The sequence below is a fragment of the Flagellimonas alvinocaridis genome (assembly GCF_004916895.1).
In the GTDB taxonomy this organism is placed as follows: Bacteria; Bacteroidota; Bacteroidia; order Flavobacteriales; family Flavobacteriaceae; genus Flagellimonas; species Flagellimonas alvinocaridis.
Genome location: NZ_SNTZ01000004.1, coordinates 173622 through 186621, shown reverse-complemented (window position 1 = coordinate 186621; position 13000 = coordinate 173622). Strand labels below are relative to the sequence as shown.

Sequence of the window (13000 nt, the reverse complement as noted above, 5' to 3'; positions counted from 1 at the left end):
ATGCTATATTATTTGTTTGAATACTTAGAGAAACAATACCAACTGCCAGGAGCAGGACTTTTTCAGTTCTACACTTTTCGTGCGGCCATGTCGGTCTTGCTCTCTCTTTTGATAGCAATGGTCTATGGAAAACGCATTATTCTGTTTCTTCAAAAACAACAAATTGGGGAGACCGTCCGTGATTTAGGATTGGAAGGCCAGAAGCAAAAGGCCGGAACACCAACCATGGGAGGGGTTATCATCATAATTTCAACCCTGCTTCCTGTGTTGCTGTTTGCCGATATCAAGAACATCTATATCATCCTATTGATTGTTACCACCGTTTGGATGGGCATTATTGGCTTTGTGGATGATTACATCAAAATATTCAAAAAAGACAAGAAAGGACTTAAGGGAAGATTTAAGGTCATAGGCCAAGTGGTGTTGGGATTGATTGTAGGTACGGTCCTTTATTTTCATCCAGGAGTGACCATTAAAGAAAAAGACACTACCCAAATCAATGAGAATTTTAGAGTGGAAAAGGTGTTTGGTGAAGAAACCAAGGCGGTCCGTACCAATGTCCCCTTTTTCAAAGACAATGAATTGGATTATGCAGATTTGATTACATGGGCGGGTGAAGGTATGGAGCAATATGCCTGGATCATATTTATTCCGGTTGTGATTCTTATCGTTACGGCAGTGTCCAATGGAGCCAACCTAACTGATGGAATAGATGGGTTGGCGGCAGGGTCTTCGGCCATCATTGTACTAACCCTCGGGATTTTTGCCTGGGTTTCAGGCAATGTGCAATTCTCCAACTACTTGGATATTTTCTATTTGCCTAGGGCAGGGGAGTTGGTCGTGTTCATCGCGGCATTCGTAGGGGCCTTGGTCGGGTTTTTATGGTACAACGCCTATCCGGCACAAGTGTTTATGGGAGATACGGGAAGCCTCACCATTGGTGGGGTCATTGCCGTAATTGCCATCATAGTGCGAAAAGAACTGTTGATTCCCATTTTGTGCGGAATCTTCTTTGCCGAATCCCTATCGGTCATGTTGCAGGTAGGATATTTTAAGCATACGAAGCGGAAATATGGTGAGGGAAAACGCATATTCCTGATGGCGCCCTTGCACCATCACTATCAGAAAAAAATGTATCACGAGAGCAAAATAGTCACCCGGTTTTGGATTATAGGGATTTTGCTCGCCATCGTGACCATTGTCACCTTAAAGATTCGATAAATGGGTCGTTTGGTGATATTGGGTGGAGGAGAAAGTGGTGTGGGAACCGCCATTTTGGGAAAACAAAAAGGATTTGAAGTCTTTGTTTCGGATAAAGGCGAAATAAAGGAAACCTATAAAAAAGTTCTTGAACATTTTGAGATTGAATGGGAGTCGGGCCAGCATACCGAAGCCAAAATCCTGAATGCCGATATGGTCATGAAAAGCCCTGGGATTCCGGACAAGGTGCCCTTGGTGAAACAATTGGTGGCAAAAGGGATTCCGGTGATTTCGGAGATTGAATTCGCTTCAAAATATACGGATGCGACCTTAATTGGAATCACGGGAAGCAATGGAAAGACCACTACCACCATGATGACCTACCATCTCTTGAAAGAAGGAGGGTTGAACGTAGGCATGGCTGGAAACATTGGGGATAGCTATGCTAAAATGGTGGCCGAAAAGGATTATGGTCAGTATGTGTTGGAGATCAGCAGTTTTCAACTGGATGGAATCGTGGACTTTAAACCCCATATTGCCGTAATCACCAATATAACCCCCGACCATTTGGACCGATATGATTATCAATTTGAAAATTATATCGCCTCCAAATTCCGCATCGCCATGAATCAGGATGAAAAAGATTATCTGATTTATGATGCAGATGATGAAGTGATTGGAGATTGGCTTAAAAAGAACTCCGTTCGATCCAAATTGGTTCCATTTTCCTTAAAAAGGAAAGTAGAGGAAGGAGCTTGGTTGGAAGATAAAACGATACACATAAAATTAGAACATAAAACCTTGGAGATGAGTACAGATATTTTGGCCTTGGAAGGGCAACACAATGTAAAGAACACCATGGCCGCCAGCATGGCTGCCCTATTGGTAAAAGTGAGGAAGGAGACTATACGTCAGAGTATCCAGTCGTTCCAAGGGGTGCCCCACCGGTTGGAGAAGGTGTTGAAGATCAATCATGTGGAATACATCAACGACTCCAAGGCCACCAATGTGAATGCCACCTACTATGCCCTTGATGGCATAAAGCGGCCCATTGTTTGGATCGTAGGTGGAGTGGACAAGGGCAACGATTATTCCGAATTGATGCCTTTGGTCCGGGAAAAGGTGAAGGCCATTGTCTGTTTGGGAATGGACAACTCCAAGCTGAAGTCGGCTTTTGGCAATGTCATTGATCTTATGGTGGAGACCTACTCCATGGAAGAGGCCGTAAAGGTGGCCTATAAGATTGCTGAGCGTGGAGATGCCGTGTTGTTGTCTCCGGCCTGTGCCAGTTTCGATTTGTTTGAAAATTATGAAGATCGAGGAAATCAATTCAAGGAAACCGTAAAAAACCTGTAAACCGTGAAAACCGTGTTCAAAAATTTGAAAGGAGATAAAGCCATTTGGGGTGTAGTGGCCCTGTTGGCCCTTTTCTCATTTTTGCCGGTTTATAGTGCCAGTACCAATTTGGTATATGTAAATGGCGATGGAACCACCTTTGGTCACTTGGTAAAGCATGCCGTGTTGTTGTTTTTGGGATTTGGTATTATTTATGGAGTGCATCGCGTGCCAACACACTATTTCAAAGGACTTTCCATTATCGCCATGCCTATTGTATTGATTCTGTTGGGCTACACGCTTACAGTGGAGACTGAAATTGGAGGAGTTACCGCAAATCGCTGGATTAAGATACCGTTCGTTGGGGTCAATTTCCAGACATCGACCTTGGCGTCGGTGGTGCTTATGATTTGGATTGCGAGATACTTAACTAAGATTAAGGACACCAAAATAACTTTTAAGGAAAGTATTCTACCCTTGTGGTTGCCCACAGCCTTGGTGGTATTGTTGATACTGCCCGAAAACTTTTCAACCGCGGCCATCATCTGTTTTTTGGTGTTGGTGCTGTGTTTTTTAGGCGGATATCCCCTAAAATATTTGTTTGCCATGGTGGGCACTGGAATCGTACTGGCGGGAATGTTCCTTTTTGTGCTGTTCAAGGCTCCCGAAGCCTTGCCGCAACGGGCAGGCACATGGAAATCCAGGATTGAGACTTTTATGCATCCTGAAAAGGCGGATAAAGATGATTTGCATCAGTTGACCTTGGCACAGATTGCCATTGCAGAAGGTGGAGTTGTGGGCAAAGGCGCAGGTAAAAGTGTTATGAAGAACATGCTGTCTCAGAGTACTTCGGATTTCATTTTTGCCATCATTATTGAAGAATATGGACTGTTGGGAGGTGGAGCTTTGTTGTTTTTCTATTTGTTGCTATTGTTTAGGATAGTGGTGGTGGCCCATTCGGCCAAGACGGTGTTTTCAAAATTGCTGGTGATAGGCGTTGGATTGCCCATTGTTTTTCAGGCCTTTATCAATATGGCCGTAGTGGTACAGTTGTTTCCGGTAACGGGTCAGCCCTTGCCCCTGATTAGTATGGGGGGTACGTCCATTTGGATGACCTGTATGGCGATTGGCATAGTGTTGAGTGCAAGCAACAAGAAAGAGAACTTAGAGGAGCAATCCTATGATATAGATGAGACCAACCCTTTAGAAGTATTGAGTGGACAGATATAGGTTTATACTTTCTGGAGGAGGAACGGGCGGCCACATTTATCCGGCCATAGCCATAGCCAATGAGCTAAAAAAAAGGCATCCCAATGCGGAATTTTTGTTCGTGGGTGCCAAGGATAAAATGGAAATGGAAAAAGTGCCGCAGGCCGGATACGAAATTAAAGGCTTGTGGATAAGTGGAATACAGAGGAAACTGACATTGAAGAATCTCATGTTTCCCTTTAAACTGATAAGTAGTTTGTTGACAGCACGCAAAATAGTGAAGCAATTTAAACCCCATGTGGCCATAGGTACTGGGGGGTTTGCGAGCGGACCATTGTTAAGAATGGCTGAAAGCTCAGGTGTTCCCTGTGTGTTGCAAGAACAGAATTCCTTCGCGGGGATCACCAACAAACTATTGGCAGGGAAGGCCAAAAAAATATGCGTTGCCTACGATGGCATGGAGCGGTTTTTTCCAAAGGAAAAGATTGTGAAGACCGGGAACCCCATCCGAATGGATTTGGTGGATTTAAAATCAACCAAAGATGAAGCTGGTACTTTCTTTGGATTGGACGCCCAGAAAAAAACGGTTTTGGTGCTGGGGGGCAGTTTAGGTGCGCGTCGCATCAATCAATTGATTGAAAAGGAACTCGGTTTCTTTGAAAAAAGAGGGTTGCAGGTACTCTGGCAATGCGGGAAGTTGTACTATGAGGAGTATAAAAAGTACGATTCCGATAGAGTTAAAGTGTTGGCTTTTGTCAATCGGATGGATTTGGCCTACACCATGGGAGATGTTATCATTTCCCGGGCGGGTGCCGGTTCAGTATCAGAGCTATGCTTGGTAGGAAAACCGGTGGTCTTTATTCCATCGCCCAATGTGGCTGAGGACCATCAGACCCAAAATGCAAAGGCGTTGGCGGCAAAAGATGCGGCCATCATGCTCAAAGAGGATGAACTGGATAGCACATTTGAAAACGCATTCTCGGGTCTGTTGGATTCAGAAGAAATGCAGCTAAAACTGGGGATCAATATTAAAAAATTGGCCATGCCAAAGGCTACGGAAAATATTGTTGATGAAATTGAAAAGTTGTTGAAGAAGTGAGATTGCAATTGAAAGAACAAATAAATAAAGTATGTCACCTCGAGCGGAGTCGAGAGGTAATTGCTGTTCTCTACTGCGCTCGAACTGACAAATTTGAAAAATGAATGTAAAGGATATCCATAGCGTCTATTTTATCGGAATCGGAGGTATAGGTATGTCCGCCTTGGCCCGATATTTCCACTTTATTGGAAAGGATGTGGCCGGATACGATCGTACATCCACCCCTATTACCGACGGATTGGTGGAAAAAGGTATTCCTGTGCATTTTGAGGACAACGTAGAGGTTATCCCTGAAAACTTCAAGCAAAAAGGGACTCTTGTGGTGTATACCCCTGCGGTGCCCAAAAGTCATTCGGAGCTGCAGTTTTACAAAAACAATGGCTTTGAGATTAAAAAGCGCTCCGAAGTATTGGGAATCATTACCAAGGATACTTTTTGCCTAGCGGTTGCAGGTACACACGGAAAGACCACCACATCCTGCATTTTAGCTCATTTACTACGGGAATGTGGCTTGCCCTTTACGGCATTTTTGGGAGGTGTTTCTGAAGACTTTGACAGCAATTTTGTGTTGGACGGAACCGAATATTCTGTGGTGGAAGCCGATGAATTTGACCGTTCCTTTTTACAATTGTTCCCCAATGTGGCCTGTATAACTTCCATGGATGCCGATCATTTGGATATTTATGGGACCAAGGAACAGCTGGAAGATTCTTTTAGGACATTCGCAGGTCAAATTAAAACGGGTGGAAGGCTCTTTGTCCGTCAAGGACTTCCTATGGAAGGAACTACCTACGGAATTGAAGATGGGTCGGATTATTGTATAGAGAATATCAGGACAGAACAAGGTAGTTATTTATTCAGCTTGTTGACGCCTTCTGAAGTTATTGAGAACGTAACATTCAATAAACCGGGAAGGCACAATCTGCTTAATGCTTTGGCTGCTTTTGCCATGGCGGCACAGACAGGTTGTTCGCCACAACAGTTGGCCAAGGCATTGGAAAGTTTTAAGGGAGTGCAACGAAGATTTTCCTATCAGATAAAAGAAAAAGACTTTGTTTTTATAGATGATTATGCGCACCATCCAACAGAAATCGATGCTGTTCACCAAGCGATACGGGAAATGCACCCAGAAGAAAAGGTAACGGCCATATTTCAGCCCCATCTTTTCTCAAGGACCAAGGACTTTGTGGATGATTTTGCGGCGAGTCTTTCCCAATTTGATGAGATTTTGTTGTTGGATATCTACCCTGCTCGTGAAGAACCTCTTCCCGGGGTAACTTCTAATTGGCTGTTGGAAAAGATTGCGAATCCGAATAAAAAATTGATTTCAAAATCAAATTTGATTCATGAAATAAAAAAATGTAAAACAGGGGTCTTGGTTACCATTGGAGCCGGAGATATAGGATTGGAAGTGCCCAAGATCAAAAAAGAATTGGCCTATGCGAGTTAATTGGAATTACATAAAATTGGCATTCCTGTCCGTATCGGTAGTGGCCCTTTATGGTTTCGCCGATGCGCGCAGCAAAAAAAGAACGGTCAGCGATATTTCCATTAAGTTTTTGGGCGACAATAACTTATACCTTACGGAAGACGCAGTTAATAAATTGTTAATACAAAATTACGGTCCTGTAAAAAATAGGCCTAAAGAACAATTAGTTTTGAATACCATAGAGGAGGTAATTCTATCTGACGATATGGTGAAAAACGCCCAAGTCTATCTTACTGTGAACGGAGAGCTTATCTCTAAGATTGTTCAGCGTAAACCGATTGGTAGAGTGGAGGGAATCTCCAAATTTTATTTGGATGATTTGGGGAAACGCATGCCGCTCTCAAAGCATCATTCAGCAAGGGTGCCCATAATCACTGGTGAGATTACGGGAAAGACCCTAGAGGATGCCTATGTGATATTGAACTATATCAACGAAGACGATTTTCTCCGGAAAAATGTCATCGGAATACATATTGAGTCCGAAGGAAAATACCAATTAAGGTTTCGTATGGAAAACTTTGTGGTGAACCTTGGGGGAGTGGACAATCTGAACGAGAAGTTTAAAAATTTCATGGCTTTTTATGCCAAGGCGACCAAGGACAATTCCTTGGAAAATTATGCAATAGTGAGTTTAGAATTCAGCAATCAAGTGGTTTGTACCAAAATTTAAGATATGGCACAGGGTAATTATTCAGTTGGTTTGGACATTGGAACTACCAAGATCGTAGCAATCATTGGAAGGGAAAATGAGTATGGGAAAATTGAGGTTTTGGGTATGGGAAAATCCAAAAGCTTGGGAGTGCACCGGGGTGTGGTAAACAACATCACGCAGACCATTTCCTCAATTCAACAAGCCGTGGAGCAAGCAGAAGTCAATTCAGGAGTTAAAATCGGTTCGGTTGTGGCAGGAATTGCCGGGCAACATATCCGTAGCCTTCAACATAGCGATTACATTACACGACCAAATTCCGAAGAGGTCATCAATAATGATGATTTGGACAAGCTTTGCAACCAAGTTTACAAATTGGTTATGCTTCCTGGGGAAGAAATTATTCATGTACTGCCCCAAGAGTATAAAGTGGACGGGCAATCTGAAATTAAAGAACCCCGAGGAATGTATGGTGGCCGTTTGGAGGCTAATTTCCATGTGGTCGTAGGTCAGGTGTCCTCCATCAAAAACATTGGAAGATGTATTAAAAGCTCAGGATTGGAATTGGGCAATATTACGTTGGAGCCTTTGGCTTCTGCAGAAGCTGTTCTGAGCCAAGAAGAAAAGGAAGCTGGTGTCGCACTATTGGATATAGGTGGTGGAACCACTGATTTAGCCATTTTTAAGGATGGGATTATCCGTCATACCTCTGTGATTCCTTTTGGTGGGAACGTTATCACTGAAGACATTAAGGAAGGCTGTTCCATAATAGAAAAACAGGCCGAGCTGTTAAAGATAAAGTTTGGTTCGGCATGGCCCGGAGAGAACAAGGACAACGAAATTGTTTCCATTCCAGGACTTCGCGGTCGCGAACCAAAGGAAATCACCCTGAAAAACCTTTCCAAAATTATCCATGCAAGGGTGGTTGAGATTATAGAACAAGTGTACGTGGAGATAAAAAACTACGGACACGAAGAACAAAAGAAAAAACTAATTGCCGGTATTGTGCTAACTGGTGGTGGAAGCCAATTAAAGCACTTGAAGCAATTGGTGGAATACATAACTGGAATGGATACCCGAATCGGATATCCCAATGAGCATTTGGCCGGAGATTCCGATGAGGAAGTGGCAAGTCCACTATATGCCACAGCGGTAGGATTGTTGATGAAAGCACTGGAATCCAAGACAAGACCAGTTGAGGTTGAGATGGGAGAGGCCCACGAAGAGGAGAAGGTTTTGGTTGGACAAGAACAAATGGTGGGCACCGGAAATGTGTCATCGCACAAGGAACGAAAATCCATTTTTGATAAATGGTCCGAGAAATTAAAGGACTTTTTGGACAACGCAGAATAATAACCCCATAAAGAAACACAACTGTCATGAGTAAGAACACTGAATTTGACAACATCGCTTTTGATTTGCCCAAGAACAAGAGCAACGTAATCAAGGTAATTGGAGTTGGTGGAGGAGGCAGCAATGCCATCAACCACATGTTCCAGGCCGGTATCAACGGAGTGGATTTTGTAATCTGCAATACCGATTCCCAAGCGTTGCAGAACAGTTCCGTGCCCAATAAAATTCAATTGGGTGTGTCCCTTACAGAAGGACTTGGGGCTGGAGCCAACCCTGAAGTTGGGGAACAGGCTGCCTTAGAGAGTATGGAAGATATCAAGGGTATGTTGGAGCATACCACAAAAATGGCCTTTATCACCGCGGGAATGGGCGGAGGAACCGGTACTGGAGCTGCTCCCGTCATTGCCAAATTGGCCAAGGAAATGGATATACTTACCGTGGGCATTGTTACCATTCCCTTTCAGTTTGAAGGAGCCATGCGTAACAAACAAGCTCAATTGGGGATAGAAAAGTTACGGGCCAATGTGGATTCGTTGATTGTGATCAACAATAACAAACTTCGTGAGGTATACGGCAATCTTGGGTTTAAAGCCGGTTTTTCCAAAGCGGATGAAGTGTTGGCCACTGCGGCAAGGGGTATTGCAGAGGTTATAACACACCATTATACACAAAACATTGACCTTAGGGATGCCAAGACAGTGCTTTCCAACAGTGGGACCGCCATTATGGGGTCGGCCATGGCCGCCGGGTCTGGTAGGGCAAGCGAGGCCATTATGAAAGCCTTGGATTCACCCTTGTTGAACGATAACAAGATTACCGGGGCCAAGAATGTATTGTTGCTCATTGTTTCCGGCTCACAGGAAATCACCATTGATGAAATTGGGGAAATCAATGATCATATCCAAATTGAAGCCGGTCATGGAGCCAATATCATTATGGGTGTTGGTGAAGATGAGAATTTAGGTGATTCCATTGCCGTTACCGTCATTGCCACGGGATTTAATGTGGACCAACAGGATGATATTGTCAACACCGAGTCCAAGAAAGTATTCTATACCTTGGAGGATGAACAGATTGCAGAACAGGAGTTAACGCCTGAGGCTACATCGGTACAGGAGGTGAAGATTCTAAAAGCACCAATTGAACCAGAACCTACATTGGTGAAACATACTTTGGAAGTTGAAGAAGAAGAGGAGGTAAAGCCCAAAACTCAGGAAATGGACCTTATCCCAACAACAAGCTATATCAGAAACTTCAATGTGTTCTATGACGAAGTGGTCCCAGAAAATGTAGACGATGATTTTATCATCATTGAAGCAAAAAATATTATTAACGAAATAGAGGTTATAGATCCAGAAGTGGTGTCGCCAAAAGTCAAGGAAAAAGAAAGCGAAGACCAGTTTGCCCTAAGTTTCGACATGCCACTGAACAATCCCGTTCAAGAAGAAGACGAAAAAGAACATACCATTACGTTTGATTTGGGTGATGATGTAAAGGATATGGACGTAAATGAATATGTAGAGGTAAAACCTGTTCTGGAATACAAAAACCAAGGAGAGACAAGGTACAATTTGGAAGAATACATGGAATTGGAAACCAAGTTGACCGGAGCCAAATCCAAAGCTGAAACGCATGAGCCCAAGCTTATGGAAAACGAACTGGTTTTTGAAAAGAAAACCATTAAAGTAGAGGCCAAGGCCGAGGAAGACAACTCTGGTAATATAGATCCTTTTAACAGTTCTATCAGTGACCTTTTAAAAGACCGTGCGGACGAGCGTAGGAGAAAATTGAAGAATTTCAACTATAAGTTCCAAAACAACCGGAACAGTATAGATGAAATAGAGAAACAGCCCGCTTATAAAAGACAAGGGGTAGACCTGAACGATGTTCCAAAGGAACAAAAAGTATCTAGGACTACATTGGGTGAGGATAGCAACGATGATTTACAATTGCGTTCCAACAACTCATTTTTGCACGATAATGTTGATTAGTAGTGTTTAAAATTGAAATCCATTTTTAATGGAAATCATGAACCCGGAAGTTAATAGACTTTCGGGTTTATTTTTTATCTTCGCAGCCCAAAATAAGTTCAAATGGATTTGCAAGAAAAGGTGATGACAGAAATGAAGGCTGCAATGAAGGCCAAGGACACTGTTGCCCTGGAATCATTGCGAGCCATTAAATCGGCAATTTTGTTGGCAAAAACAGATAAAGGAGCTGGTTCCGAGCTTTCCGAAGAGGAAGAAGTGAAGTTGGTCCAAAAGTTGGTAAAGCAACGTAAGGACAGTGCAGCCATTTTTAAGGAAAAAGGTCGGGAAGATTTGGCTGAACCCGAGTTGGCACAAGCCGCCATTATTGAAAAGTTCTTGCCGGAACAACTTTCGGAAGAGGAAATAGAAAAAGTGGTGGTACAGACCATAGATTCCATTGGTGCTTCGGGAATGCAGGATATGGGCAAGGTAATGGGTATTGTTTCCAAGGAATTGGCCGGTCAGGCAGACGGGAAGACCATTTCAAACATTGTAAAAGCAAAATTAAGTTCATAATAACCAAGGCCGCGTAGTTCAACTGGATAGAATATCAGATTTCGGCTCTGAGGGTTGGGGGTTCGAATCCTCCCGCGGTCACTACTAACTACAAGTTTGAGTTTGATAAGCCTGAGATAAAAGTCTCAGGCTTTTTTGTGTCTTAATATCGGGTCTTTTCAAGCATAACCGTACTCCCGCCATCCAATTGATTTAACCTAAACCGGGATACCACAAATTTCCCAAAAGGGTATTTTTTAAGTATATTTCGTAGGACATATAATCCCACTTAAAACGAAATATGAAGAGACGGAATTTTTTGTCCTCGGTTTCTGCCGGAACTAGCGGCATATTACTGGCAGGACCTATGGTTTCCCATGCAAAATCACCCAAGAAAGGTTATGCTTTTACAACAACTACGAAGGAATTAAAGGCCGATGTGGTTATTGCCGGGGGTGGATTGGGAGGCTTTGCAGCCGCTTTGGCAGCTTGTAGAAACGGGCTCAAAGTTATTCTAACCGAGGAGACCGATTGGATAGGCGGTCAAGTATCCCAACAAGGAGTACCCCCGGACGAACATAATTGGATAGAAACCCACGGAGCTCCTGCCTCTTATCGCGAATACCGAAATCGAATTAGGGATTATTATAAACGGAATTATCCACTTACGGCCGATGCAAGAAATCGTCCCCATTTGAATCCGGGGGATGGTTCAGTCTCACGAATTTGTCATGAACCCAGGGTAACTGTAGAGGTTTTAACAGAAATGCTATTACCTTTTATCAGTACAGGTAAACTCACACTTCTGACTGAACATAAAATAGAAGCGGCCGATGTCTCTGGGGATGAGGTAAAGTCCATTCAGGCTAAGAATCTGAAAAATGGAGATGCTTTGGTTCTTCATGCCCCTTATTTTATAGATGCCACCGAATGTGGAGACCTGCTTCCGCTCACGGGTACCGAGTATGTTACCGGAACGGAATCCAAAGGTCAGACTGGGGAATTGCACGCTCCAGAAGTGGCCAATCCCAAAAACAATCAAGCATTTACCTTGTGCTTTGCGATGGATTACCAACCCGGAGTCAACAATATTATCGATCGGCCAAAGGATTATGATTTTTGGAGCAACTATGAGCCTCAAATGGATACGCCTTGGGCTGGAAAATTACTGGAGTTGAATTATTCCGATCCCAGAACGTTGAAACCCAAAAATTTGGGGTTCCATCCCGAAGGAAAGAAAACCGGGGAAATGCTCAACCTTTGGTTGTATCGCAGACTCATTAGCAAAGCCAATTTTGTATCTGGTACGTATGATGGGGATATCACGGTTGTCAACTGGCCGCAAAACGACTACTTTATGGGTAATCTAATTGATGTAAGTGAGGAAGAATTTCAAAAACACGTGGATGGAGCGAGACAACTGAACCTTTCTTTGTTTTACTGGTTGCAGACAGAAGCTCCACGACCTGACGGAGGACAAGGATGGCCCGGTTTGCGACTTCGAGGGGATGTAATGGGAACCGAAGACGGCATGGCCAAATATCCCTACATCCGGGAAGCCAGAAGAATCAAAGCTGAGTTTACCGTATTGGAGGAGCATGTTGGTGCTGAGAACCGCCGTATGGTGGCAGGGGATGAAGCAGGAAAAACCTCCGCAGATTTTTATGATGCCGTAGGGACCGGATACTATCATATTGATTTGCACCCCAGCAATCAGGGAATCAATTATGTGGACTTTGGATCATTGCCATTCCAGATTCCTCTGGGCGCATTGCTTCCCCAACGAATGAACAATTTGCTTCCGGCCAATAAAAATATCGGTACCACCCACATTACCAATGGTTGCTTTCGATTGCATCCCGTGGAGTGGAGTATAGGAGAGGCCGTTGGAATGTTGATGGCCTTTGCCCAACGGAAAAATGTACCTCCCCGAGCAGTTCGCGAACAGAGAAATCTACTTGGTGAATTCCAAGACTGGATTAGGACTCAGGGCCTTGAAACCCATTGGCCCGAGAGTTGATGAGAAGAAGTAAATGGTAAGAGCGGAGCCGGGCACTTTTACGGATGGGTGTCCTTATAAACAATTTTCAAAGGCACAATCAAATTAGTCCAATGGAAGTTTGGTGCCCACTAGTGTTAGT

At 43.6% G+C, this 13000-nt stretch carries 10 protein-coding genes and 1 tRNA gene; all 11 read left to right on the top strand.

Going from position 1 to position 13000, the window contains the following annotated elements; all coding sequences use genetic code 11:
* The 11 genes from mraY (at nucleotide 1) to EZV76_RS10320 (ending at nucleotide 12879) form a co-directional block, all read left to right on the top strand.
* Entirely contained in the window at nucleotides 1-1221 is a 1221-nt protein-coding gene (gene mraY, locus EZV76_RS10370) for a phospho-N-acetylmuramoyl-pentapeptide-transferase (RefSeq protein ID WP_136566477.1), read from the top strand.
* Entirely contained in the window at nucleotides 1222-2556 is a 1335-nt protein-coding gene (gene murD, locus EZV76_RS10365; protein WP_136566476.1) for a UDP-N-acetylmuramoyl-L-alanine--D-glutamate ligase, read from the top strand.
* Nucleotides 2557-2559: 3 nt separating this feature from the next.
* A complete protein-coding gene (locus tag EZV76_RS10360) occupies nucleotides 2560-3765 on the top strand; it encodes an FtsW/RodA/SpoVE family cell cycle protein (protein WP_136566475.1) in 1206 nt (401 codons plus the stop codon).
* The gene (gene murG / locus EZV76_RS10355; RefSeq protein ID WP_136566474.1) at nucleotides 3752-4843 is read left to right on the top strand and encodes an undecaprenyldiphospho-muramoylpentapeptide beta-N-acetylglucosaminyltransferase; all 1092 of its coding nucleotides are present in this window, start codon (nucleotides 3752-3754) and stop codon (nucleotides 4841-4843) included. Before EZV76_RS10360 ends, murG begins: the two co-directional genes overlap by 14 nt.
* Before the next feature lie 100 nt (nucleotides 4844-4943).
* Complete coding sequence (gene murC / locus EZV76_RS10350; RefSeq protein ID WP_136566473.1) at nucleotides 4944-6293, top strand: UDP-N-acetylmuramate--L-alanine ligase; 1350 nt, start codon at nucleotides 4944-4946, stop codon at nucleotides 6291-6293.
* Nucleotides 6283-7002 carry a cell division protein FtsQ/DivIB gene (locus tag EZV76_RS10345; RefSeq protein ID WP_136566472.1) on the top strand — a complete coding sequence of 240 codons (720 nt, stop codon included), beginning with the start codon at nucleotides 6283-6285 and terminating at the stop codon, nucleotides 7000-7002. The genes murC and EZV76_RS10345 overlap by 11 nt, the downstream gene beginning before the upstream one ends.
* 3 nt (nucleotides 7003-7005) lie before the next feature.
* Complete coding sequence (gene ftsA / locus EZV76_RS10340; protein WP_136566471.1) at nucleotides 7006-8334, top strand: cell division protein FtsA; 1329 nt, start codon at nucleotides 7006-7008, stop codon at nucleotides 8332-8334.
* A gap of 26 nt (nucleotides 8335-8360) precedes the next feature.
* A complete protein-coding gene (ftsZ, locus tag EZV76_RS10335; RefSeq protein ID WP_136566470.1) occupies nucleotides 8361-10325 on the top strand; it encodes a cell division protein FtsZ in 1965 nt (654 codons plus the stop codon).
* Between the two features lie 102 nt (nucleotides 10326-10427).
* Complete coding sequence (locus tag EZV76_RS10330; protein WP_136566469.1) at nucleotides 10428-10880, top strand: GatB/YqeY domain-containing protein; 453 nt, start codon at nucleotides 10428-10430, stop codon at nucleotides 10878-10880.
* 7 nt (nucleotides 10881-10887) lie between these two features.
* Nucleotides 10888-10961 (top strand) — tRNA-Arg (locus tag EZV76_RS10325).
* Between the two features lie 199 nt (nucleotides 10962-11160).
* Nucleotides 11161-12879: an FAD-dependent oxidoreductase gene (locus EZV76_RS10320; protein WP_136566468.1), complete on the top strand. Its 1719-nt coding sequence runs from the start codon at nucleotides 11161-11163 to the stop codon at nucleotides 12877-12879.
* The last annotated feature ends 121 nt before the right edge of the window (nucleotides 12880-13000 follow it).